23 protein-coding genes and 1 riboswitch are annotated in these 25,495 nt (G+C 49.5%); of the genes, 19 read left to right on the plus strand and 4 right to left on the minus strand.

What is annotated here, in order from left to right:
• The 4 genes from A4E54_RS01835 to A4E54_RS01850 all read right to left on the minus strand — a co-directional run.
• Positions 1-150: ATP-binding cassette domain-containing protein (locus tag A4E54_RS01835; protein WP_353681805.1), on the minus strand; the 150-nt coding region annotated here is incomplete at its 3' end.
• Positions 151-280: 130 nt separating this feature from the next.
• A complete protein-coding gene (locus tag A4E54_RS01840; RefSeq protein ID WP_286723991.1) occupies positions 281-1,780 on the minus strand; it encodes an HlyD family secretion protein in 1,500 nt (499 codons plus the stop codon).
• A gap of 21 nt (positions 1,781-1,801) precedes the next feature.
• Positions 1,802-3,319, minus strand: coding sequence for a sensor histidine kinase (locus A4E54_RS01845; RefSeq protein ID WP_286723992.1), 1,518 nt, complete (start codon positions 3,317-3,319; stop codon positions 1,802-1,804).
• A complete protein-coding gene (locus A4E54_RS01850; protein ID WP_240084952.1) occupies positions 3,309-3,986 on the minus strand; it encodes a response regulator transcription factor in 678 nt (225 codons plus the stop codon). The genes A4E54_RS01845 and A4E54_RS01850 overlap by 11 nt, the downstream gene beginning before the upstream one ends.
• 424 nt (positions 3,987-4,410) lie before the next feature.
• Positions 4,411-4,585: riboswitch (cyclic di-AMP (ydaO/yuaA leader) on the plus strand.
• Between the two features lie 12 nt (positions 4,586-4,597).
• Here A4E54_RS01850 and A4E54_RS01855 point away from each other — a divergent pair.
• The 19 genes from A4E54_RS01855 (at position 4,598) to nifE (ending at position 25,493) form a co-directional block, all read left to right on the plus strand.
• Positions 4,598-5,251, plus strand: a complete 654-nt coding sequence (locus A4E54_RS01855) for a CAP domain-containing protein (RefSeq protein ID WP_286724018.1) — start codon at positions 4,598-4,600, stop codon at positions 5,249-5,251.
• Positions 5,252-5,590: 339 nt separating this feature from the next.
• Positions 5,591-6,427, plus strand: a complete 837-nt coding sequence (locus A4E54_RS01860; RefSeq protein WP_240084954.1) for an ATP-dependent Clp protease proteolytic subunit — start codon at positions 5,591-5,593, stop codon at positions 6,425-6,427.
• Positions 6,424-6,636: a YlzJ-like family protein gene (locus tag A4E54_RS01865; RefSeq protein ID WP_240084955.1), complete on the plus strand. Its 213-nt coding sequence runs from the start codon at positions 6,424-6,426 to the stop codon at positions 6,634-6,636. The genes A4E54_RS01860 and A4E54_RS01865 overlap by 4 nt, the downstream gene beginning before the upstream one ends.
• 137 nt (positions 6,637-6,773) lie before the next feature.
• Positions 6,774-7,568, plus strand: a complete 795-nt coding sequence (locus A4E54_RS01870; RefSeq protein ID WP_240084956.1) for an undecaprenyl-diphosphate phosphatase — start codon at positions 6,774-6,776, stop codon at positions 7,566-7,568.
• Positions 7,569-7,688: 120 nt separating this feature from the next.
• A complete protein-coding gene (locus A4E54_RS01875) occupies positions 7,689-9,929 on the plus strand; it encodes an FtsK/SpoIIIE family DNA translocase (protein WP_286723995.1) in 2,241 nt (746 codons plus the stop codon).
• Between the two features lie 94 nt (positions 9,930-10,023).
• Positions 10,024-11,079: a tRNA 2-selenouridine(34) synthase MnmH gene (gene mnmH, locus A4E54_RS01880; protein ID WP_240084958.1), complete on the plus strand. Its 1,056-nt coding sequence runs from the start codon at positions 10,024-10,026 to the stop codon at positions 11,077-11,079.
• Between the two features lie 47 nt (positions 11,080-11,126).
• Positions 11,127-11,876 (plus strand): helix-turn-helix domain-containing protein, encoded by a 750-nt coding sequence (locus A4E54_RS01885; RefSeq protein WP_240084959.1) that lies wholly within the window; start codon positions 11,127-11,129, stop codon positions 11,874-11,876.
• Positions 11,877-11,975: 99 nt separating this feature from the next.
• Entirely contained in the window at positions 11,976-13,103 is a 1,128-nt protein-coding gene (locus tag A4E54_RS01890) for an NAD(P)/FAD-dependent oxidoreductase (protein ID WP_240084960.1), read from the plus strand.
• Between the two features lie 359 nt (positions 13,104-13,462).
• A complete protein-coding gene (locus A4E54_RS01895; protein ID WP_286723999.1) occupies positions 13,463-14,875 on the plus strand; it encodes an ammonium transporter in 1,413 nt (470 codons plus the stop codon).
• A gap of 64 nt (positions 14,876-14,939) precedes the next feature.
• On the plus strand, positions 14,940-15,278 hold the full coding sequence (locus tag A4E54_RS01900) for a P-II family nitrogen regulator (RefSeq protein WP_240084962.1): 339 nt from the start codon (positions 14,940-14,942) through the stop codon (positions 15,276-15,278).
• Between the two features lie 129 nt (positions 15,279-15,407).
• Positions 15,408-16,643, plus strand: a complete 1,236-nt coding sequence (locus A4E54_RS01905) for an EAL domain-containing protein (RefSeq protein WP_240084963.1) — start codon at positions 15,408-15,410, stop codon at positions 16,641-16,643.
• A gap of 385 nt (positions 16,644-17,028) precedes the next feature.
• Positions 17,029-18,441, plus strand: coding sequence for an ammonium transporter (locus A4E54_RS01910; protein WP_240084964.1), 1,413 nt, complete (start codon positions 17,029-17,031; stop codon positions 18,439-18,441).
• 64 nt (positions 18,442-18,505) lie between these two features.
• Positions 18,506-18,844, plus strand: coding sequence for a P-II family nitrogen regulator (locus tag A4E54_RS01915; protein ID WP_240084962.1), 339 nt, complete (start codon positions 18,506-18,508; stop codon positions 18,842-18,844).
• Positions 18,845-19,061: 217 nt separating this feature from the next.
• The gene (gene nifH, locus A4E54_RS01920) at positions 19,062-19,880 is read left to right on the plus strand and encodes a nitrogenase iron protein (RefSeq protein ID WP_240084983.1); all 819 of its coding nucleotides are present in this window, start codon (positions 19,062-19,064) and stop codon (positions 19,878-19,880) included.
• 64 nt (positions 19,881-19,944) lie between these two features.
• A complete protein-coding gene (locus tag A4E54_RS01925) occupies positions 19,945-20,271 on the plus strand; it encodes a P-II family nitrogen regulator (protein WP_240084978.1) in 327 nt (108 codons plus the stop codon).
• A gap of 11 nt (positions 20,272-20,282) precedes the next feature.
• Positions 20,283-20,663: a P-II family nitrogen regulator gene (locus A4E54_RS01930; RefSeq protein ID WP_240084977.1), complete on the plus strand. Its 381-nt coding sequence runs from the start codon at positions 20,283-20,285 to the stop codon at positions 20,661-20,663.
• 25 nt (positions 20,664-20,688) lie between these two features.
• Positions 20,689-22,311: a nitrogenase molybdenum-iron protein alpha chain gene (gene nifD, locus A4E54_RS01935; protein ID WP_240084976.1), complete on the plus strand. Its 1,623-nt coding sequence runs from the start codon at positions 20,689-20,691 to the stop codon at positions 22,309-22,311.
• 1 nt (position 22,312) lies between these two features.
• A complete protein-coding gene (nifK, locus tag A4E54_RS01940; RefSeq protein ID WP_240084982.1) occupies positions 22,313-23,698 on the plus strand; it encodes a nitrogenase molybdenum-iron protein subunit beta in 1,386 nt (461 codons plus the stop codon).
• A gap of 382 nt (positions 23,699-24,080) precedes the next feature.
• Positions 24,081-25,493: a nitrogenase iron-molybdenum cofactor biosynthesis protein NifE gene (nifE, locus tag A4E54_RS01945; RefSeq protein ID WP_240084975.1), complete on the plus strand. Its 1,413-nt coding sequence runs from the start codon at positions 24,081-24,083 to the stop codon at positions 25,491-25,493.
• Positions 25,494-25,495 lie beyond the last annotated feature (2 nt).

A 25,495-nucleotide genomic window follows, 5' to 3' on the forward strand; every position in this document is an offset into this window, starting at 1 on the left:
GCTTTTGCCGGAGCCGGAGGAGCCCATAATCGCCACCATTTCTCCCTGGGTGACGGTCAGGTCGATGCCTCTTAAGGCGTTAACTTTGGATTCTCCCATGTCATATACTTTCTTTATGTTTTCAAGCTTGAGCACTATCTTTTCCTGCATGTGGCATCACCTACGGATAAATTATTGTAAACTGCTCAGGAGTCAGAACAAGAAAAAGCTTATCGTCCCGAAATATTCTCAAATTCTGACTACTGATTATTGACTCCTGAATTCTGAATACCTGTATTTATCAGTTTCCTGGTGGCGGTCCTCCTCCACCACCTCCTCCCATCATCGGCATGCTGTTGCTTTTGGTGTTGGTGGTTGTGGTAGTTGTGGTTGCAGTGTCGCTCAAAGAGCCGATTACCACCGTTTCGCCTTCGTTTAAGCCACTCACAACCTCGTAATTTTTCAAGTCTGACAGGCCCAATACAACCCGTTTCGGCGCGGGACTGCCGGAGTTGTTCATAACAAGAACCACGCTCTGCTGTTCCTGGTAACTTGTTGTTGTACTTGGGGTCTCCGTTTTATTGTTATCTGCCTGGCTGTTTTCTTGCTTGCCGCTGCTGACGTTTCCGTTTTCCGCAGAGTTTGCCGGGATGGTTTGCTTTATTTTATTCAAGTAACTCGTGGCATAGGTAACGGCTCCCTTGGGAATAGTGAGTGTATTTTCATGCCGTTCGACGATAATGTTAGCATTGACGGGCATGCCTGCTTTCAACTCTTTGTAGTTTTCGTCCAGTTGTACGTATACATCGTAGAGTTGAACATTGGAAACAGTAGTTGCCTGGGGAGCAATGCTGCTTACTTTGCCGGTAAATGTTTTGTCAGCATAGGAATTTACTGTGAATTCAACCTTCTGACCGACTGCGGCTTTGCCGATGTCGGCCTCGTTGACCTGGGTTTCTAACTGCAGTGCTTCCGAGATAACGGTAGCGAACCCGCCGCCGGTGGTGCTGTTGTTGTTGGCGGTGGCGCGCTGGCCGACCGCGCCGTTGATCTCGCTGACAATACCATCAATTGAACAGTACATTTTGGCCCCCGCCAGGCTGTTTTGCGCCTGTTTTAACTTTGCGTTGCTGCTTTCCACATCAGCGGCCGCCGCTTCAATGTCTTCCACGCGATTGCCGGCTTGCAGCGATTTTAAGGACTGCTTGGCTTGTGCCAATTTGCCTTCCGCATTGATGTATTCCAAATTGACGCTGTCAAAGTCGGACTTGGCTATCGCTCCATTTTCATAAAGCTGCTGATAGCGCTCCAGGTTGGATTTTGCCAGGTCATAGCTTCCCTGGGCTATTTGCACGTCGGTTGCGGCTTGCTCCAAATCTTCCTGGGTGGAACCGTTTTGCAGGAGCTGCAGCTTGGCGGTGGTTCCTTTCAGGCTGGCTGAGGCTTGAATGACATCAGCCTCCAGGTTGTCGGTGACCTGTTCGGCTATCAGCTGGCCATTGGTTACGTGCTCACCTACTTTAACATAAATATTTTTAATTATTTCAGAGTTTTCAAAACTTAAGGTAACCGTGCTTACCGGTTCGATTGTCCCGGTGGCTGAAATAGTGCTGGTGACCGTGCTTTTTTTAACGGTATCGGTTAAGTAATTTTCAGAGGCTTTTCCCCGGTTGCCTACAGCAAAATACCCTGTCAGCGTAACTAAAGCGATTGCAATAATACTAAAAAGCAATTTTCTTCTTTTTATGACTCCGGTCAGGTAGCCAAGCCCGTTAACAATAATCTTCGGTTTATAACTCAAGTGGTTTTCCTCCTCAGGTGATCATTTTAAGGACCGTGTTAAACTTAGACGAAACGTTGTGCCGGCGGGGCTTGTACGCAAGAGCACCAAATCTCCGCCATGGGCGTGAGCCAGCAAGCGGCTGATCGTTAAGCCGAGGCCCAACCCGCGGCCTATTGCCTGCCGGGCGCTGCCGCGGTAAAACCGCTCAAAGATAAAGGGCTGATCGGTTGCTTCAATGCCTTTCCCATTGTCTTCAATGTCAACCATGATCCGGTGATCATGTATCTGAAATGTTATTCTGAGCAAAGTTGCGGCAGCTTTTTTACTGTTGTCGAATAGGTTTAGGAACATTTGGCGGAGCCTTCCCGCGTCTCCGTTGAGCCAAACAGGTTCAGCCGGCAGGGCTGCGTCGAACCGGATATTGGAGAATTCAGGAAGCACACTCAATTGATGGATCACCTCACTTATCAGGCTTGATAAATTAACGGGCTCTCCCTTAATGGGTGCCGCGCCTGCTTCAAACGAAGAAAAATCAAGTAGTTCTTCAACCATTTGCTGGAGCCGTTTGGCTTCATTCCAGGAAATTTGCAGAAATTCTTCCGCTTTCGCACCGGTTACTATTTTATTATGTACTGCCTGGATCATCCCCCGGATTGAAGTAATGGGTGTGCGCAGTTCGTGCGACACGCCTGCCAGCAGGACCGACCGAAGCTGTTCAAGCTGTTTCAGCTGAGCGGCCATATAGCGAAATGATTCGATTAATTGCTGCAGTTCCCGCTCTTTTACCTCCTGGGGCAGGACAGGGTCATACTTGCCTTCAGCTATGGACTGCGCGGCTGCGGCCACTTCCCGGAGCGGGTGGATTAACCTCCGGGATAGAAAGTACAGTACGAGCCAGCCGGCCAGTGTAATAATGCCGGTAAGCAGGGCTAATAAACCATAAGGGCCGCGGATTTGATTATCCACGGGCATGCTGATATAAAGCGCCTTGCAAATGGTTCCGTCTTGATAAACGGGCACACCGATACGCAGCCAGGTTTGAGAAGCGACATTAACTTGATCGCGGACATTCTCCCCGGCGAGGACATTCTGGTATGAAGGTGGAACAGCAAACAACGCGGAAGTATCAATAGCCTCATTTTCGTATTTTTTAATTATTTTGATGTTTCCCGCTGTATCTACCGTGTGCACTACATCCGGAATGGGCGGCCTTGGTTCGTGCGGCCCCGCCTCCGTTTCCAGTCTATTGGAAGAATCGTCTTTTTTTATATCTGCTTCTGGAAAGAGATGCTTTGGTTCGTGCGGCCTCTCTTCCATTTGCCGCAGCCGATTAGAGAATTCGCTTTCTTCCGGCGCTTGGCCGTTTAAATCGACTAATTGCTCGGCGCGTAATTCAAGCATGTCGTAGATGTGGTCGTATGTGCTGATTCGTATCCAAATTCCCGCGGCCACTGCGAGGAGCAAGAGAGAACCCAGCAATACCAGTACGTAGCGGCGTGTCCAGTAGGTCAGCATTGATACGGTATTTGTTGTATAATCGTTCTGCTTACTTGACACGCAGTAAATACCCCTTTCCCCGTATTGTTGCTATCTCCCCTTCCTGCGCCGGCCATTCCTGCAATGACTGCCGGATGCGTTTGATCGACACGTCCACGGCACGGTCTCCCCCGTCGTAATCCATTCCCCAGACGTGGTCCAGCAATTGATCCCGGGAGAACACCTGGTTTGGGTGGCGGACCAGGAAAGTTAAAAGTTCCCAATGACGCGGCGCGAGCAAAATCGTTTTTCCCTTAACAGTTACTTCACGAGAGGTAAAATTTACCACCAGGGTTCCGAACTGCACCAGTTCAGGCTCAACCAGATGAACCGGCCGCCGCAGCACTGCTTTAACCCGCGCTACTACTTCATCCGGATCAAAAGGCTTTGGTATGTAATCATCGGCGCCTTGATTGAACCCATGCAGACGGTCCTCGACAGCGCCGCGCGCCGTCACCATAATTACAGGGCAACTGCTTATTTGTCGAATTCCATCCAGCACAGTCCACCCGTCTTTCCCGGGCAGCATCAAATCCAGCAGAACCAAGGCGGGATTGACTTCGGGAAAGATAGATAATGCTTCTTCCCCGCTTGAGGCAACAGGTACCTGAAAACCGGCATGCTCCAGATAAGTTTTGAGCAACAGGGCTATTGAACGATCGTCTTCCACAACCATTACTGTTTGCATAGGCCACCTCTCCATTAATACTGAATTAATACTGAACAGGGAGTGAACTCGTTTAGCTTCCGTCAGACTTCGGGCTTACCGGGGGTAACCCCACTTATAGCAGCGGAGGTTTATGGAATCTAGCTAAATTAAGATTACTATGTTTTTTGTAATTATTTTACGACTTGAATGTGTCGGGAAAATGTCGAGATGACAATTGGGATAATTGAATTTGTAATTAAGCGGCTGTTTAAATAGTTCTTCTTGTTGTCACATAAAGTAGCGCCTGGAATAAAGAACCGGGGGATGTTTTACCATGCTTATATGATTCAAAAATTACATTATTTTTTCTAAGTTATCTTATAATCTTTATGATAAATGCTTATCTACGTTGCAAAGGGGGTTTTGCACAAAAGTACTAATAAGGATATGATTGTCCAATAAATAATAGTTCGTGCCAAATCTCAGAAAATTTATCACACTGGGAGCGGGGGAACCAAACACAATGGGGTGAATCCCGGAATAGTCACAAGAAAGGAGGAAAACGTGACTTGATTTCGGATAGGGTATCTTTTACCGAACCCGTCAGCTAACCTCGCAGGCGCAAAAAGAAAGGGGAAATATCTTTGTCAATGATTAAAAACACAAAAATGATTACGAAGCTGTTAGCATGTACTTTCACGATCGCTTTGGCGTTGTTTATGTTTAACAGCCCAAAAGCAGAAGCCGCCACAGGCTTTTACATGAATAACTTCAATAACTTCCCGGGCTTTAATCAAATATACAGTCAGAAAGCTAACCCAATTCAACAAATAAAACCGAATCCGACACCTGCTGCACGGCCAAATTCGACTCCGATTACAACTCCGGCTCCCGCAGCATCGGCGCCTGTTTCCACATCCGGATTAACCGCCGAAGAGCAGCAAATGGTTAACCTTGTCAATCAAGAAAGGGCAAAAACTAATTTGCAGCCGCTCACAGTAGACATGAGACTGGTAAACGTGGCCCGTATGAAATCACAAGATATGATCGACAACAATTACTTCAGTCATCAGTCGCCAACTTATGGTTCACCGTTTGATATGATGAAATCACAGGGTATCTCTTTTAGCTATGCCGGTGAAAACATCGCGGCAAATCAATCCGTCGGAGCGGCCCATACGGCGTTAATGAACTCATCCGGCCACAGGGCAAACATTCTGAATTCCAATTATGAACACATAGGGGTAGGTATTGCCCATGGCGGTCCTTATGGAATGATGTTCACGCAGGAATTTACCAACTAATAAGTTATTTAGATATAACGGAACCAGGAAGAAGAGCAGGGACTTCACGAGCGTACGCGAAGTCCCTTTTTATATTTTCCACTATATAAAAAGCGTTCCACAATATCCTGCTGCTAAAATGTCTGAAGTAATTAAATGAATATACTTTTTGTGATATATTTGCAGGTAAGAAATATTCAAGCTGATTGTAACGGGGGGATAACAATGGCTATTGAACTATTGCAGTTGCGGTAATCGCTTGTCCAAAATTATAGAATTTATGTTGGTTACTTTTCCTTTTTCCAAAGCATACTAAGAGATGAACTAGAGTAATCCCTAAGTATTGGGAGGAGTGAAAAAATGACCATTGCCGGTAATAAACTAGATTCCGAAATAATACCCGCTGATCCTGGTGCGCCTGAGCCCGATCCGGATATCGCGCCGGAGCCTGAAAGAAGGGACGAGCCTGAAAAGGAGCCGAAGCCTGGCAAGAGAGTGGCCGGCCAAACCAAAGGCGCGCTGGAGTCGGTTAAGGAAATGGGCTCAACGCCAATGCCCGAAGTAAAGAGCAACATTCACTGCCTGACGATAGTAGGTCAGATTGAAGGGCATTTGGTGCTTCCGCCACAGAACAAGACCACAAAATACGAGCATATGATTCCGCAGTTGGTGGCTTTGGAACAAGCCCCCGAGGTCAAGGGTGTTTTAATTGTGCTGAATACTGTGGGAGGAGATGTGGAGGCCGGCCTGGCTATCGCGGAAATTATTGCCAGCATGTCCAAACCGTCCGTGTCTATTGTTCTGGGAGGTGGACATTCAATCGGCGTGCCAGTTGCAGTATCATGTACGCACAGTTTTATCGCTCCAACGGCAAGCATGACCATACACCCGATCCGGCTGAACGGTTTGGTAATCGGCGTTCCCCAGACTTATGAGTATCTGGATAAGATGCAGGACCGGGTGGTGCGGTTCGTTACGGAGCATTCGCACATAACGGAAGAGAAATTCCGTGAATTAATGTTCCGCACCGGGGAACTGGCCAGAGATATCGGGACGGTGCTAATCGGCAAGGAGGCGGTGGATATCGGCCTGATCAACGAGGTGGGGGGTATCGGTGACGCTGTGAAAAAGCTGAACGCTATGATCGAGACTGATGAAAACGATGAAAAAACGAAAAGAGAGGCGCCGTTACAATGATTTTATATACTCCGATGCAGCTGGAATTGGTTTTGGAGGGTTTTGACAGGGAAAAATATCCGGAGTACCAGGAAATTAATTACGACGGTGTTTCAATGGTGGTTGAAAATACAAGCAACGGAAAAAAAAGGATAGTAAAGCTTTTAAGCACAAACCCCTATGATTATTTGAAAACAAATCTACAGCCCGGCAGCTTAATTGATTGTTAATCCCAAAAAAGGTTTTTGCGGACAAAATATGCTGTGTTATAATGACCCTGGTAACCGGCTTTTAATGAAAGGTACACGGTGTTTTTTTGCGGCTGACTGCCGTGTGCCGTGGCGGCCGTATACCGGGGGGGCTTTTATTGACTGTTTTACAGGCTCTGGTGCTGGGGATAGTACAGGGGCTCGGAGAATTTCTTCCCATATCAAGTTCTGCGCATTTGGTTCTCGTGCCCTGGGTTTTCAAGTGGCAGGATCCCGGTCTCTCGTTTGATGTGGCGCTGCATATGGGTACTTTGGTGGCAGTGGTCGCTTTTTTTTGGAGGGACTGGGCAAGGTTGATCACCAATGGCTTACTGCGCAAACCTACCAGGGACGGATCTTTGTTCTGGTATCTGGTAATTGCCACAGTGCCCGGCGCTTTATCCGGTTTTTTTCTGGAGAAACAGGCGGAAACCGTTTTTCGAAATCCTGTGCTGATTGGGATAATGCTCATTGTCATGGGTATTGCTTTATACTGGGTTGACCGGAAAGCGGCAAGAAGGAAGCAGCTCTACGGGATCAGTCTGGCGGACAGTTTGTTTATCGGTTTTTTGCAGGCTCTGGCGATTATTCCCGGAGTATCCCGTTCAGGTATAACCATGACCGCCGGACGTTTCCGGGGGTTGACCCGTGAAACGGCGGCGAGATTTTCATTTTTGTTGTCAACGCCGATTATTTTCGGAGCGGGCGTGGCAAAATTGGATGAATTGTCGGCCGGGGATTTGAACGCGGCTTTTATTACCGGCGTAGTATCCTCAGCCGTGGTAGGCTTTATGTCAATTGGCTTTTTGCTGAGGTATTTGACTGAGCGCAGCTTCGTGGTTTTCGTATGGTACCGTTTTGTTGTGGGGATTGCGGTCATAACCCTGGCCTTGGTGCGTACTGCCGGGGTATAAAACTCAGAAAAATTCTGTTTTATTCAAAAGGCCCTTGTTTTCATGATTTAGGGCTTTTTTTTATGAATTTCAGGGACTTTTGGGGGCACCTATGGTAATATTATTTTAGGAGGGCAAATCATGGCAAATCATGGCCAACTGAAGGAAGAACTGAAATACGAAATATCCGGGGTTATTTTGGTCGCGCTGGGTATTCTCTGTATTGTCAGCCTTCTGTCCCAGTCTTCCGGCCTGGTAAGTGATTTCGCGGTGCGGATTTTAAGGAGCATTGCCGGGGAAGGGTGTTACTTTTTCCCATTCTTGCTGGTTCTGGCCGGGGGCAGGCTGGTGCGCCGGCGAAGCCAGCCCGTGGTTTCCCCGAGGATGTACGGGGTATTGCTGATCTATCTTACCGCGTTGACCTTTTTCCACTTGATTATTCCCCTGGAAGATTCCTTTAACGCGGGGGTCGCCGGAGACGGGGGAGGATTGCTCGGAGCTCTTCTCAGTTACTTGTTCAGAAAGTCCTTCGGCATAGTGGGCACTTATATTATACTGGTTACAGCGGGGCTAATCGCGTTATTGCTGTTGACGAACCTTTCCATCTTGTCAATGGCCCAGACGTTTTTAGCCAAAATGAAGGAGGGTTCCCGAAAAGGTTTCCGGGGACTGGTAGACTACCTCTTTACGGAAGTTGAGGAGGACGGGGATGAGCAGGAGCATAATGAAAAGGAACCTCAACCGCCGCCGTTAACACCTGTTATTATTGATCAGGGTGAGCGCGTGACAATACCGGAATCCCCGGCTGTTTCCGAACAATCTGTTGAGGGACAAGCGAAGAATAAGAAACAACAGGCGGCGTCGAAAAACACTGCCGGCATGCCGGAACCCGCTGAAGACGGCCTGGACGACGGGCCGGGTATAACGTTGGAAGCCGCGCCGGGCAATACGTCCTACCGGTTGCCCCCGTTGTCAATTCTATCAAGGCCGTTCAGGCTGAAAAATACCCGGTTGAGTAAGGATATAAACGATAATATACGCAAGCTGGAAGAAACCCTGGAGAGCTTCGGGATTAAGGCCAGAGTAATTCAAGTTTCGCGGGGTCCGGCCATTACCCGCTACGAAATCCAGCCGCCTTCCGGCGTCAAAGTCAGCCGGATTGTCAGCTTGGCCGACGATATCGCTCTGAGCATGGCGGCGCCGGGCGTGCGGATAGAGGCGCCCATACCCGGTAAAGCAGCTGTCGGCATAGAAATACCAAATAAGGAAACCTCCATGGTTCACTTGCGGGACCTGCTGGAAACGCAGGAGTTCGTTCAGGGCGCTTCAAAACTGACAATATCGTTGGGCAAAGACATTGCCGGCAATCCGGTTGTCGCGGATTTGGCCAAAATGCCTCACTTGCTGATTGCCGGCGCCACCGGTTCCGGTAAAAGCGTCTGTATCAACACGCTGATTGTCAGCATACTCTTTAAGGCAACACCTGAAGAAGTAAAATTCCTGATGATCGATCCGAAGATGGTGGAGCTTGCCATGTATAACGGGATACCACATTTAGTGTCACCCGTGGTTATTGAGCCGAAAAAAGCAGCCACCTCTTTGAGGTGGGCCGTCAGGGAAATGGAACAACGCTATGAGTTGTTCGCGGCGGCGGGGGTGCGGGACATTACCCGCTACAACAAGTTGTGTGAAAGAAATGATCAGGATAACAAAAAGCTTCCATTACCTTTAATAGTCGTGATTATTGACGAGCTGTCCGACCTGATGATGGTTGCGCCGGCGGATGTGGAGGACGCTGTCTGCCGGTTGGCGCAAATGGCCCGGGCTGCCGGCATGCACCTGCTGGTTGCCACCCAGCGGCCGTCTGTGGACGTAATTACCGGCCTGATCAAGGCGAACATCCCTTCCCGCATTTCCTTCGCGGTATCCTCTCAAATTGACTCACGCACAATTTTGGATATGTCCGGGGCGGAAAAGCTGCTCGGCAAGGGGGACATGCTCTTTTTCCCGGTTGGCGCCTCAAAGCCTTTGCGCGTGCAGGGCGCTTATCTGTCTGACCGTGAGGTTGAGAATCTGGTAAATTACCTGAAAAAACAAGCTGAACCGGTATACAATGATAAGATTTTACATGAAGAGCCGGTGAAAGAAGCTATTCCCGAATTCGAAGACGAACTTTTGCCCCAGGCAGTGCAAATTCTTATTGAAAGCGGCCACGCTTCCATCTCGCTGCTGCAAAGAAGGCTGCACATCGGTTATGCCAGGGCGGCCAGATTGATTGATATGATGGAGAAGAAGGGGATAGTCGGCGGTTACGAAGGAAGCAAGCCCAGGGCTATTCTGATGACTTTAGAGCAATATAACCAGTTGTTTAAGAATAATTAGAAATTGACGCGTTTCGTTGACAGTTTCCACACCTTGTGTTATATATTTGGGGTAAAAGGAGACGATATAATCAAGCTGGCTTGGAGCAAATCAGGTGTATAAGAATATTGCAGTTGAAGCAGCGCTTGCACTGGATGAAGCGCTGCTGGTAGATGTGCGTTCAGAGAATGAATACTTGACAGACACTATGCCGGGTGCCGTTAACATACCTTTGTTAAATAATGGCGAACGGGCGGCGGTGGGGTTGGCCTACCACAAATATGGCCCGGAGCAAGCCGTCAAAATGGGTTTGCATTTGGTTTCGCCGAAGCTCGGTGAGAAGCTGTCCGCAGTGGACAGGATGGCCTGCGGCAGGAAAATTGCGGTATTTTGCTGGCGGGGTGGGCTGCGCAGCGAATTGATGGCCTTGCTTTTTGACACTGCGGGCTATCAGGTTTACCGTGTTGCCGGTGGTTATAAAGCTTATCGCCGGTATGTGAACGAATATCTGGGGCAGCAAAAAATACCTTTGAAAGCCGTCGTCCTGCACGGCTTGACCGGTGTGGGAAAAACGGACGTCCTGCTTCGTCTGGCCCAATTAGGGGTGCCTGTGCTGGACCTGGAAGGCCTGGCCCGGCATCGCGGCTCGGTCTACGGCAAGATTGGCCTGCCCCCTTCCCCGTCTCAGAAGGCTTTTGAAGGCCATATTGTGCAGTTGTTAAAAAAAGCCTGCAACAGGGGGTTCTTTGTGGTCGAGTGTGAGAGCCGCCGGGTGGGCAACCTGATTGTACCGCCCCTGGTGATGGAATTTATTCATCACGGCGAAAGGGTTCTAGTGTATACCTCCTTGGAGAACAGGGTGAAAAGAATCCGGGAAGTATACGCCGGCGGGCCGGGCTCAAAGGTAATCGAATTGCAGAAGGCCACCTCGTCTCTGGTGAAAAAGCTGGGACAGGCCCGGGTGGAAGAATTAAACGGGTTGCTGGCGGGAAATAATTTCGACCAGGTTATTTCTTACATGTTGAAATGTCATTACGACCCGTTATACAATTACCCGGATAGTCCAGGCGCCGGCTTCGATTTATGCGTGGATACCGGCGATATGGAAAACGCGGTTAAAGTTGTTTACGAGTTTGTGACAGGCTTGCCGTTGCCTGATTTGCGGCAGTAGCTTCTTGGCGCGGCGGGCAAACAGTTTAGTGGGGAGGTGCACAGCTTGTGGAAATAGGGAAAAGGCTTAAAGAAGCCAGGGAAGAAAAGGGCTTAACCCTGGAGGCTGTTGAGGAAGAAACCAAGATACGCCGCAAGTATCTTCGCGCTTTGGAAGAAGAGCAGTTTCAAGTTCTCCCCGGGCCGGTATATGCAAAAGCTTTTTTGAAAACTTACACGAGATTTCTGGGAATCGACGCGGGAGATGTTTTTGCGAATTATAGCGATTTCTTTACTGAAGCCCCTGCTGAAGCGCCGGAACATATTTTTGAAGAGGAAAAAAAAGCCAGAGTTCCCCGAAAACCCCGTTCCCGTCTTTATTTAACGGTAGCAGCCGTTATTGTTTGCGTGGCTGTTCTGGGTTTATATTTCAATAGTGCAAAAGGCAAGGGCGGCACGCCGGTCGACAACCCGTCAGCTTACAACCCGGAGAATCCCGCCATAAGCGGACAAACGGAGCCTCCGGTTCAGCCACCGCCGGTTGAGCCACAGCAACCGGCCGATTCCTCCGTGGTTAAACTTGACCTCAATGTCAAGAACAGTGACTGCTGGATGAGTGTTACCGTGGATGGCAAGCAGGCCTTTGTGGGTACCTTGATCCCCGGCCAGTCGAAGCACTTTGAAGGTACAGATAAAATTAAGATTACTCTCGGCAACGCCGGGGCGGTGGAAGCCTCGTTAAACGGTCAGAATCTCGGTTTGATGGGTAAATCCGGAGATGTGGTAAACCGTGAATTCAAGGTGCAGCCAAGCGGGTAAAATCAAGGAGTCAGGAGACAGGAGTCAGAATGAAAATATCCTAGCAATATTGTAACCGACTAACTAATTTTTTTCTAATAATTAAAAGGTTAAGGGTAAATGGGTGAAATAGCGGATATAACGATTATTGGAGCCGGGGTTGTCGGGGCGGCTGTCGCGGCCGGGGTGGCCCAAAAAAACCGGCAGGTTTATGTTATTGAAAAAAATGAATCTTTCGGGATGGAGACCAGCAGCAGGAACAGCCAGGTTATCCACGCGGGTCTGTATTACCCGGAAAATTCTTTGAAAGCAAAAACCTGTGTGGCGGGGAACACCCTCCTATATGAGCTTTGCCGGCGCTATGCGATAGGGCATAGAAACACCGGCAAGATTATTGTGGCGGCGGACTCGTCCGAGTGTGAAGCGCTGGAAGATTTATTGCATAAGGGCAGGAAAAATGGCGTGGAGGGTTTGCGGCTGCTGTCACGGCGCGAACTGCGCTCCTTGGAGCCTGATGTCGCCGGTGTGGCCGCCCTTTTCTCATCGTCAACGGGCATATTAAATGTGCATGAATTGATTAAAATGTTTTTGAGTCAGGCAAAAGATGAGGGGGCACAGGTAGTTTACAAGTCTGAAGTAACCGGCGTTGAGAGAAAAAACGATCTCTATCAAATTGAAGTTGATAGTGCCGGGGAAAAGTTTATATTTGAAACGCGGGTTGTGATCAACAGCGCCGGGTTGCATGCGGATAAGGTAGCCCGCATGGCTGGTATCGACCCCGGCGGGGCTGGTTATACCTTGTATTACTGCAAAGGTGAATACTACAGTGTTTCATGGGGAAAAAGCGGGTTAATCAACAGGCTGGTATACCCGGTGCCGCCGGCCGAACTGACCGGCGTCGGAGTGCACGTAACCCTTGATCTGGACGGCAGGATACGACTCGGCCCGAGCGCGCAATACATAGAAGAGATCGATTATCGCATAGACGACTCGAACAAGCGGCGATTTTACGAGGAAGCTAAAAAACTGCTTCCGTTTCTGGACTATGATGATATAGAGCCGGAAATGGCGGGCATAAGACCTAAGCTGCAGAAGCCGGGTGAAGGGCCAAAAGACTTTGTCGTCAGGCACGAGGCGGACCGTGGCTTACCCGGGTTGATCAATCTGATCGGTATTGAATCGCCGGGAATAACCGCTTCTCCGGCAATCGCCGAAATAGTGAGAGATATGGTAACTGAGATACTATAAACCGTTATACAATATTATTGCATATTATTGGGCAAAACTTATTGACAAGTAAAATGAATTAAACTAGAATACCTATAGTAATAGATAGTAATTGATACGAAGCGGTATCAAACCGGCGAAGACGCTTTTTGGGAGTAAATTCCTGAAAAGCTTTTTTGTTTGGGTTATAAAGGTGTAACTTGATCGGGCAGCGACGCTCTTGCACAGGGGATCAACATCCTGCGTTAAGAGCGTTTTCTGTTATAAGGGGACCTGAAGACAAGCGCAAGCTCCCGAAATGAGGCGCCAAGTCCGGGACTGCGCTCATCAAACGGTTCTCCGTGATGCTCAATGGAACAAGTATTGGGGAGGTTGGAAAAATGACAAAAGTGTACTCGCGTCTTGTAATGATACTTACAACAATTTTCACCGTCATCCCGGCCTTAGCCTGGGCCGATGATGAAACTGCGGAAGCTGTTGTGGAAAATACCATCAGCGCCGGCGATACTTCATTTGTATTAATCGCAGCCGCTCTGGTCATGCTGATGACCCTGCCCGGCCTGGCTTTGTTTTACGGGGGTTTGTCCCGCAAGAAGAATGTGCTCAGCACGATCATGTACAGTTTTTTTGCAATGATAATAATCAGTATTCAGTGGGCGCTTTACGGTTACAGCCTGTCTTTCGGGCCGGATGTGCATCATATCATCGGCAGCCTTGACTGGCTTGGTTTAAAAAATGTCGGACTTGACCCGAACCCGGATTACTCAGCGACGATACCACACAATGCTTTCATGGTCTTTCAAATGATGTTTGCAGTGATAACTCCCGCGCTGATTTCAGGCGCTTTTGCGGAAAGAATGCGCTTCCCGGCCTTTCTGGCTTTCCTGGTTCTCTGGGCGACTTTCATTTACGACCCGGTGGCGCACTGGGTGTGGGGGGTAAACGGCTGGCTGCGCAATCTCGGCGCTTTAGATTTCGCGGGTGGTACCGTAGTCCATATCATTTCCGGTGTTTCCGGTTTGGTTGCCTGCATAGTCCTGGGCAGGCGCAAGGGGCACGGCAGTGTGCCGATGCTCCCGCACAGCCTGCCATTCACGGTAATGGGCGCCGCCCTGCTGTGGTTCGGCTGGTTCGGCTTTAACGCCGGCAGCGCCCTGGGCGCCAACGGCCTGGCCGCAAGCGCCTTCGTAGCGACCCACCTGGCCACGGCGGCAGCGGCACTGTCCTGGGTAGTTACCGAGTGGATCCACCATGGCAAGCCAACCACTCTCGGCGCGGCTTCCGGTGCGGTAGCCGGTCTGGTGGCCATTACTCCCGCCTGCGGTTTTGTGGAGCCGATGTCAGCCATCATCATCGGACTGATAGCCGGTGCGGCCTGCTACCTGGCGGTGGGCGTGCTCAAGGCGAAGCTCCGCTACGACGACTCGCTGGACGCCTTCGGCGTGCACGGTGTCGGCGGCACCTGGGGCGCCCTGGCGACCGGTTTGTTCGCCACCACGGCGGTCAACCCGGCCGGCAGTGACGGTCTCTTTTACGGCAACCCCGAGCAGGTGGTTATCCAGTTAATTGCAATAGCTTCAAGCTGGGCTGTGGCGATAGTCGGCACTTATATCATCCTGAAGGTTGTAAACGTGTTTATCAAGCTGCGGGCGACGGATGAAGAACAGGAATCCGGTTTGGATATTACCCAGCATGGAGAGGATGCCTACACCGATTTTGTTCTCTCAGCATCCATGAGCTCCGGATTTTCCGGGTTGAAGGAATCCTCAACAGTTGTAAAGCCCGTGATGTAACCGGTGCGGGCAGCGGACAGCAAACCAGTTTCCGCCGTAAAAAACTAAGAAGGAGGAAAAAAACTTGACCAAGATAGAATGTATCCTTCGTCCGGGTAAACTTGAGGACGTCAAAGAAGCCGTAAACAAATACGGCATTCACGGGATGACCGTGACCCAGGTGATCGGCTGCGGGCTTCAGAAAGGGCGCACCGAAGTATACCGCGGCGCCGAATACAGCATTAATCTGCTGCCGAAAATTAAGCTGGAGATGGTCATTCCGGATGAAGATGTAGCTGAAGTATTAAAGATTATCACGAATGTCGCCCGCACCGGTGAGATCGGGGACGGCAAGATTTTCACGTATAAGATTGATAACGCGATTCGCATCAGAACCGGCGAAAAAGGTGACGAAGCTATTTAGTCAATAACTTAAGTCGATGTTTAAAAGTTTTACGGTGAAAGGACGCCTGGTATTCGACGGAACAGGTGTCCTTTTACCTTTAAGCCGCACATATATTTGAATATGACCAAATAAGAGGCAGGTGAGATTTTGGATAAAGGTATAATTAATATAAGTAATATTATAAATAATGAAAATATCCTTATATATTTTCAACCTATTATATCCGTTAAGAAAAGATCAATAATTGGCTTTGAAGCCCTATGCAGAGGATTAAATACCAGAACCAAAAAAATTATATCTCCAGATATCTTGTTCGAATTTGCCAGACACGAAAATATAAATGTAGACTTAGACAGGCTGTGCAGAAAAAAAGCTTTGGAATTCTACAGATCTACTTATTCCGAAAAAAATAATTATATTTTATTTCTGAACATAGATACCTCAATAATAGATAATGGGGTTGTCGGCTCAGGATATTTGTTAAACCAAGTTAATAATTTAGGTGTAGATTCAAATAATATAGTTATAGAAATTGTTGAATCTAAAGTTCAGGATATCAAATCTCTGGACAATTTTATAAATTTCTATAAAGAGAGAGGTTTTCTAACAGCACTGGATGATATCGGCTCCGGTTATTCCAATCTGGACAGAGTGGCCCTTGTTAAACCTGATATATTGAAAGTAGATAAAGGAATTATCAGTAATATTGACAAATTATTTTACAAACAAGAAATATTTAAATCGCTTGTTAACCTCTCAAAAAAAATAGGTGCTCTCGTTGTGGCGGAGGGTGTGGAAAGGGAGGAAGAAGCTATAGTGACGCTTGAGCTTGGCGCGGATATGCTTCAGGGATTTTACTTTTCAGAACCGCGAGATAATACGTCCGATATGGCGGAAAAAACTGAAAAGAACATTTTTCATATTGCCAATAAGTTCAATAATTATATGACTAATAAGATTAAAGCAACTAAATTGATGCATAAAGAATATAATGCAGTTTTAAGCAGTATTATCTACGAACTATCTAATGTAACATTTGAGTACTTCGATCACATGATCAGTGAAATAATTCAAAAATACACGATAATAGAATGCATTTATATTATCAATGAAGACGGCATTCAAGTCACTGAAACATTTTGCAATCAGGTCAAAATAATGAAAAACGGCAAAATTTATGGACCGGCTAAAAAGGGAACAGGCCATTCATTAAAGGATTACTATTATTATCTGATAAGTACCGGCTCAAAAAGATTTACAACCGATCCATATGTTTCTTTAGCATCAGGTAATCTGTGCATTACAATATCTTCACAGTTTAAGGATGTCAACAGTAACCGTTTCATCTTGTGCATAGATATCAGGCAGGATGCCAGGCAGTAGCGCGCTCCCGTTAACTGTAATCGCCATTTGACAAGCTTATGTATACACTATTTTTTTGCAAAACTTATTGACAAGTAAAATGAATTAAACTAGAATACCTATAGTTGATAGATAGTAATTGATACGAAGCAGTATCAAACCGGCGAAGACGCTTTTTGGGAATAGATTCCCGAAAAGCTTTTTTGTTTGGGTTATAAAGATGTAACTTGATCGGGCAGCGACGCTCTTGCACAGGGAATCAACATCCTGCGCTAAGAGCGTTTTCTGTTATAAGGGGACCTGAAGACAAGCGCAAGCTCCCGAAATGAGGCGCCAAGTCCGGGACTGCGCTCATCGAGCGGTTCTCCGTAATGCTCAATGGAACAAGTATTGGGAGGTTGGAAAAATGACAAAAGTGTACCCGCGTCTTGTAATGATACTTACAACAATTTTCACCGTCATCCCGGCCTTAGCCTGGGCCGATGATGAAGCTGCGGAAGCTGTTGTGGAAAATACCATCAGCGCCGGCGATACTTCATTTGTATTAATCGCAGCCGCTCTGGTCATGCTGATGACCCTGCCCGGCCTGGCTTTGTTTTACGGGGGTTTGTCCCGCAAGAAGAATGTGCTCAGCACGATCATGTACAGTTTTTTTGCAATGATAATAATCAGTATTCAGTGGGCGCTTTACGGTTACAGCCTGTCTTTCGGGCCGGATGTGCATCATATCATCGGCAGCCTTGACTGGCTTGGTTTAAAAAATGTCGGACTTGACCCGAACCCGGATTACTCAGCGACGATACCACACAATGCTTTCATGGTCTTTCAAATGATGTTTGCAGTGATAACTCCCGCGCTGATTTCAGGCGCTTTTGCGGAAAGAATGCGCTTCCCGGCCTTTCTGGCTTTCCTGGTTCTCTGGGCGACTTTCATTTACGACCCGGTGGCGCACTGGGTGTGGGGGGTAAACGGCTGGCTGCGCAATCTCGGCGCTTTAGATTTCGCGGGTGGTACCGTAGTCCATATCATTTCCGGTGTTTCCGGTTTGGTTGCCTGCATAGTCCTGGGCAGGCGCAAGGGGCACGGCAGTGTGCCGATGCTCCCGCACAGCCTGCCATTCACGGTAATGGGCGCCGCCCTGCTGTGGTTCGGCTGGTTCGGCTTTAACGCCGGCAGCGCCCTGGGCGCCAACGGCCTGGCCGCAAGCGCCTTCGTAGCGACCCACCTGGCCACGGCGGCAGCGGCACTGTCCTGGGTAGTTACCGAGTGGATCCACCATGGCAAGCCAACCACTCTCGGCGCGGCTTCCGGTGCGGTAGCCGGTCTGGTGGCCATTACTCCCGCCTGCGGTTTTGTGGAGCCGATGTCAGCCATCATCATCGGACTGATAGCCGGTGCGGCCTGCTACCTGGCGGTGGGCGTGCTCAAGGCGAAGCTCCGCTACGACGACTCGCTGGACGCCTTCGGCGTGCACGGTGTCGGCGGCACCTGGGGCGCCCTGGCGACCGGTTTGTTCGCCACCACGGCGGTCAACCCGGCCGGCAGTGACGGTCTCTTTTACGGCAACCCCGAGCAGGTGGTTATCCAGTTAATTGCAATAGCTTCAAGCTGGGCTGTGGCGATAGTCGGCACTTATATCATCCTGAAGGTTGTAAACGTGTTTATCAAGCTGCGGGCGACGGATGAAGAACAGGAATCCGGTTTGGATATTACCCAGCATGGAGAGGATGCCTACACCGATTTTGTTCTCTCAGCATCCATGAGCTCCGGATTTTCCGGGTTGAAGGAATCCTCAACAGTTGTAAAGCCCGTGATGTAACCGGTGCGGGCAGCGGACAGCAAACCAGTTTCCGCCGTAAAAAACTAAGAAGGAGGAAAAAAACTTGACCAAGATAGAATGTATCCTTCGTCCGGGTAAACTTGAGGACGTCAAAGAAGCCGTAAACAAATACGGCATTCACGGGATGACCGTGACCCAGGTGATCGGCTGCGGGCTTCAGAAAGGGCGCACCGAAGTATACCGCGGCGCCGAATACAGCATTAATCTGCTGCCGAAAATTAAGCTGGAGATGGTCATTCCGGATGAAGATGTAGCTGAAGTATTAAAGATTATCACGAATGTCGCCCGTACCGGTGAGATCGGGGACGGCAAGATTTTCACGTATAAGATTGATAACGCGATTCGCATCAGAACCGGCGAAAAAGGTGACGAAGCTATTTAGTCAATAAGACTGCTTGAATTATGTTGAAAAATTGCTTAGCAACGGAGCGGCAGGTTTCAACGTTGTAATAGTAAGATAAGAATATCTAAAACAGTGTGTGTTTATTTACACGGCAGTGATAAAAAATTGGCAAGGACGCCTGTTCCCTTTAGAGGAGGGCGTCCTTTTTTATTGCCAAAAACAAGTGAAAAAAACAAGTGAATTAGGAGGAAGGATGATGAGGAAGATAGCGATTTACGGCAAGGGCGGCATCGGCAAGTCTACGACCACGCAGAACACAGTGGCGGCTCTCGCGGAGAGCGGGAAAAAAGTGCTGGTGGTGGGATGCGACCCCAAGGCCGACTCCGGCAGGTTGCTTCTGCACGGGTTGAACCAGAGGACGGTTCTGGACACCCTGCGGGAAGAAGGGGAAGATATCGACATGGAGGATATTATGCGGGAGGGGTTTGGAAACACCAAATGCGTGGAATCCGGCGGGCCGGAGCCGGGCGTCGGCTGTGCGGGCAGAGGAATCATCACCTCAATTAATTTGTTGGAGTCACTGGGAGCGTTTGCGGAAGAATTGGATTACGTTTTTTACGATGTGCTGGGTGACGTTGTTTGCGGCGGATTTGCCATGCCAATTCGTGAAGGCAAGGCCAAAGAGATTTATATCGTGGCTTCCGGTGAAATGATGGCATTATACGCCGCCAACAATATCAGCAAGGGTATTCGCAAATTTGCCACCACCGGCGAAGTGAGGCTGGGCGGCATCATCTGCAACAGCCGTAAAGTGGATAACGAATACGAACTGTTGGAAGCTTTTGCCAAAGAGCTGGGCTCCCAGCTCATCCACTTTGTGCCCAGAGACAATCTGGTGCAGAAGGCGGAGATTAACAAAAAAACGGTGATTGATTTTGACCCGACGGCGGACCAGGCTAACGAGTACAGGAAGCTGGCCCAAAAAATCGATGACAACGATATGTTTGTCATCCCCGAGCCCATGACCCAGGACCGGCTGGAGGAAATATTGATGGAGCACGGGATCCTTGATTAGTAAGGTTGCTGTCAAAAACAAATTTGTTCTAATAATCTTAATTTACTGGTGAGGAGTGAACGCCATGATCATGATCAGGGCCATTGTCAGGCCTGAAAAAACCAATACTATTCTGGCTGAACTGAACAGCGCGGGTTTTCCCGCCGTAACCAAGATGGATGTGGTCGGGCGCGGCAAGCAGAGAGGTGTCCGGGTCGGAGAAGTTGTTTACGATGAAATACCGAAGGAGTTGTTGATGCTGGTTGTGCGCGACGAAGATGTGGAGGATGTCATCAGCATTGTCACCAGATATGCCAAGACCGGGGAAAAGGGAGCTTTCGGCGACGGTAAAATTTTTGTCAGCCCGGTGGAAGAGGCATATACCATCAGCAGCGGCGCCAAGGGCCTGTAGGAGGGGTAACAGTGAAAGAAATCATCGCTATTATTCGTATGAACAAGGTCAATGAAACTAAAAAAGCCCTGGCTGACGACGGGATTTGCGGCTTGCACGCGATGAAGGTGATGGGACGGGGCAAGATGCAGGTGGACTTTTCCGTACTGGACAGCCTGGGCGCCCAGGAAGAGATCGGCGGTATTCTGGCCGATGGTCTGGCAAAAGGAAGCAGACTTATTCCAAAACGTTTATTAACGATTTTCACCAAAGACACTGAAGTAGATAAAGTGGTGAAGACGATCATCAAGGTTAACAAAGCGGGAAATAAAGGAGACGGTAAAATCTTCGTGGCGCCGGTTTTGGACGCTGCCACGGTCAGGACCGGCGAACGGGGAGAAGCGGCGGTTTAAATGCGGTAAAAGGGGGTTGTTATTTATGGCTGTTGATGAAAAAGTTTTGGAAGAAATTCTAAATTCATATCCGGCTAAAGTGAAGCGGACGCGCAAGAAGCACATCCTGCTCCGGGATTCCTCCCTGGACCGCCAGGAGATCGAGGCCAACACCCGCACCATCCCGGGCATCATGACGAACCGGGGCTGCGCTTTCGCCGGCTGCAAGGGAGTGGTGCTGGGCCCGATAAAGGATATGGTGCACATCGTTCATGGTCCCATCGGGTGTGCCTATTACAGCTGGCTGACGCGCCGGAACAAGGCGATACCTGAAGAACCGGGGAAAAACTATCTGACTTATTGCGTGTCAACCGACATGCAGGAAAGCGATATTGTCTTCGGCGGCGAAAAAAAATTAGCCAGAATGATTGATGAAGTCGTGGAAATATTCAAGCCGAACGCTATTACCATTTCCGCCACCTGCCCGGTGGGGCTGATCGGTGACGACATCCAGGCAGTGGCCAGGGCGGCGCGGCAAAAACACGGCCTGAGCATTACCGCGTATAATTGTGAAGGTTACAAAGGTGTCAGCCAGTCCGCCGGCCACCACATCGCCAATAACGGCTTGCTGGAATGGATCGTCGGGCAGGGGGACTGGGAGGAGCCGCCAGGTAAATATACCATCAACATGTTGGGCGAATACAACATTGGCGGCGACAGCTGGGAAGTGGAGAGAGTATTAAAAGAATTGGGCTACCATGTTCAGGCGACATTGACCGGCAACGGCTCTTATGAGGACATTAAGAACGCCCACGTGGCTGAATTAAACCTGGTCCAGTGCCACCGCTCGATCAATTATATTGCCGACATGCTGGAAAAGAAATACGGTACGCCCTGGTTAAAAGTGAATTTTATCGGTATCCGGGCCACCTGCGAGTCGCTGCGCAATATGGCGCTCTACTTTGGTGACGAAGACTTGATCCGGCGGACCGAAGAGGTCATCGCCAGGGAACTGGCTGAAATTGAGCCGCAGCTTGAGCCATATAGAAAGATTTGCGCGGGGAAAACAACCTTCTGCTTTGTGGGAGGGTCACGCGGCCACCACTACCAGGGTTTATATGAGGAAATTGGTATTCAAACGACGCTGGCCGGCTATGAATTCGCCCACCGTGACGATTATGAAGGGCGGGAGGTAATACCCGATATCAAGCCTGACGCGGACAGCAAAAACATTCCCGAGCTGCATGTTGTCCCGGACGAGCGCCGTTATCGCCCGAAGCTGTCTAGAGAAAGAACGGAAGAGTTAAAGGATAAGATTCCCCTCAGCAACTACCAGGGGATGAATATAACCATGAAAGATGGCAGCCTCATTGTTGATGACATGAACCACTACGAAACGGAGGAATTTATCAGAACTCTAAAGCCCGATATTTTTTCCTCCGGTATTAAAGACAAATATGTGCCTCATAAAATGGGTTTGCCGTCCAAGCAGCTGCACAATTATGATTACAGCGGCCCTTATGCCGGGTTTAGAGGCGCGGTGAACTTTGCCCGGGACATCAGCATGAGCTTTGCCACGCCAACCTGGAATTTTATCGACCCGCCGTGGAAAAGCAGGCCGTTGCTGGAGGGTACCATTGAAAAACCAAGCCAGGAAGGAGAAGCGTGACATGTTAGACAGTACGCCGAAGGAATTCATCGAGCGAAGCGGCGGGGTAATCAATCCGGCTAAAACCTGTCAGCCGATCGGAGCCATGTACGCCGCCCTGGGCATTCATAATTGCCTTCCGCACAGCCATGGTTCCCAGGGATGCTGCTCGTACCATAGAATGCATTTGGCCCGCCATTTCCGGGAACCAGCCATGGCTACAACCAGTTCATTCACGGAAGGCGCTTCGGTTTTTGGCGGCGGAGCCAACTTGAAGACAGCCATCAAAAATGTTTTTGCCATTTATAATCCCGATGTGATGGCTGTCCATACCACCTGTCTGTCCGAAACCATTGGTGATGATATAAGTACAATTATCAAAGGAACCGAAGTGCCCGAAGGGAAGCTGGTGATCCATGCCAACACGCCAAGCTACCAGGGCTCACATATTACGGGGTTTTCCAATATGACGAAAGGCATGGTCAGTTATCTGGCTGAAGCAACATTAGCAGCCAAGAAGGAGCAGGTTAATATCATCCCGGGTTTTGTCAACCCCGGGGATATGCGCGAAATCAAAAGGCTCACCAATCTGATGGGAATTAACTTGATCATGTTCCCCGATACCTCGGGTGTGCTGGACTCACCCATGACCGGCAGATTTGTGATGTACCCGAAGGGAGGCGTTAAGGTGGAAGAGCTGCGGGACACAGGCAATTCCAAACTCACCGTTGCGCTGGGGACCTATGCATCCAGCGACGCCGCCAACCTTTTGGAAAGAAAATGCAAAGTGCCGGCGGTGACTCTGAAGACACCCATAGGGGTCAAAGCCACCGATGAGTTTCTGATGGCCCTGCGGCAAAGCTTTATCAAAGAAGTGCCTTATCAGCTGGAAGAAGAAAGAGGACAGCTGGTGGATATCATGGTTGACACGCATTATCATTTTCATGGCAAGAGGGTGGCGATCTTCGGCGACCCGGATATTATCACCGGGCTGACTGAATTTGTTTTAAGCTTAGGGATGAAGCCTGTTTACGTGTTGACCGGGACACCCGGGGGAACAGTCGGCGGCCCGCAGGGAATATTCGAAAAAGAGATAGCAAGCATGCTGGATGAGGCAGGTATCGAGGGAAAAGTAAAAGCGGCGGGAGACCTGTTCAGGCTGCACCAGTGGATCAAGAACGAACCTGTTGATTTATTAATCGGCAATACCTACGGGAAATATATCGCCAGGGCGGAAGACATACCCTTCGTGCGGGTCGGTTTTCCCATTCTGGACAGAAGTATGCATCCCTATCTTCCGGTAGTCGGCTATAAAGGAGCCATGCGGCTGCTCGAATTGATCGGCAACGCCCTGCTGGACAGAGCGGACCGGGACGCCGGAGACGAGGATTTTGAGCTTGTCATGTAGGTGATCAGGAGTCAGTAGTCAGTATTCAGTAAACCAGGTGAAGGCACGGCGTTATCGTTAGTGAACGACTAGCGAAGCGCCGGTAACAGCACCCAGCGCAGTGAGGGTAACCGGACTGCGGCGCGAAACCAGCGGGCTACTAATGTTACGGTTTTAAGCATAAGGAGCTTTGAGGAGAACAGGCGCCTTCAATAAACAAGTCAATCGTCGCCTTTGCAGCGGCGCTAGACCGGTCCGAAACAAGCTGAGGTGCTGTCGGCGCGAAGCATTGGAGTGAACGGTGATAACGCTGTGCCTAGATACTGGTTTCATTGAATATATGAATTCTGAATGCCTGAATAGTAAACCTGTAATGTAAGACAAAGAAAGAAGTGTGGATAATATGAAAGCGGTTAACCTATTGGAACTGCCCGTGGAGGAAAGAAAAGAGTCCATCTATGCCAAAGGGAAACAAAAGCCGAACCTGAAGTGCGACACTGACAGCATTGCCGGGGTGGTAAGCCAGAGGGCCTGCGTCTACTGCGGCGCCAGAGTGGTCCTGAACCCGGTGACCGACGCTGTCCACCTGGTGCACGGCCCTATCGGCTGCGCCAGCTATACCTGGGATATCCGGGGCGCTCTGAGCAGCGGTTCCGACTTGTACCGTTTCAGCTTTTCCACCGACCTGAAGGAGCACGATGTCATTTTCGGCGGTGAAAAGAAGCTGGCCTTGGCAATAGACGAACTGGTTATTAAATATCATCCCAAGCTGGTATTTGTCTACTCCACCTGCATAGTGGGGGTTATCGGCGACGACCTGGAGATGGTGTGCAGGGTTGCCGCCCGCAAACACAGGATTGAGGTGATCCCGGTTCAGTCCACCGGTTTCGCCGGCAATAAGTCGGCCGGCTACCGGGCGGCCTGCGATGCTCTCCTGCGCCTGATCGAGCCGAAAAATAAGAAAGAGGTTAAAAAGAGTAAAAGCCTCAATTACCTGGGTGACTATAATCTGGCCGGCGAGGTCTGGATTATCAAAAGTTACCTCAGGGAGATGGACATAGACATGAACGTGGCTTTCACCGGCGACTCATCTTGCGAGACGTTGAAAACAGCCGCCATGGCATCCCTGAACATTGTTCAGTGCAGTGGCTCGATGTTTTACCTGGCCGGAAAAATGGAGCAGATCTATGGCATCCCTTATATGAACATCTCCTTCCTCGGGCTGGAGGATACGGCGGAGTCTCTGAGGAAAATCGCCAGGTTTTTCGATGATCCGGAAACTATGGGCAAGACCGCAGAACTAATCGAGAGAGAGATAAACGCGTACGGTGACATTGTCCGGGGCTACCGGGAAAAATTGCGGGGCAAAAAAGCGGCGGTCTATGTGGGAGGCGGATTCAAGGCAATCTCCCTGATCAAGCAGTTCAGGGAAATCGGCATAGATGTGGTAATGGTGGGAACCCAGACGGGCCGCCAGGAGGAATATGATACGATCAATGATCTGGTGGACGAGGGAACTGTGATTCTGGACGACGCCAATCCAGCAGAATTAGAACAGTTTGTTTTGGAGAAAGGAGCACACCTGCTGGTGGGAGGGGTAAAGGAAAGGCCGCTGGCTTATAAGCTGGGTATTGCCTTCATTGACCACAACCATGACCGCAAGCATCCTTTAAGCGGCTTTGTGGGGGCGGTGAACTTTGCCGAGGAAGTTTATGCGACTGTCTGCTCACCGGTCTGGCGCTTTACCCAAGTTCCTGCGGCTGCTCATGACTGTTTTGCCGGGGAGGCGGACAATAATGAAACTACCACGGCGTGAGG

Origin of the sequence: Pelotomaculum sp. PtaB.Bin117 (assembly GCF_002067195.1) — a bacterium.
Taxonomy (GTDB): domain Bacteria; phylum Bacillota; class Desulfotomaculia; order Desulfotomaculales; family Pelotomaculaceae; genus Pelotomaculum_D; species Pelotomaculum_D terephthalicicum.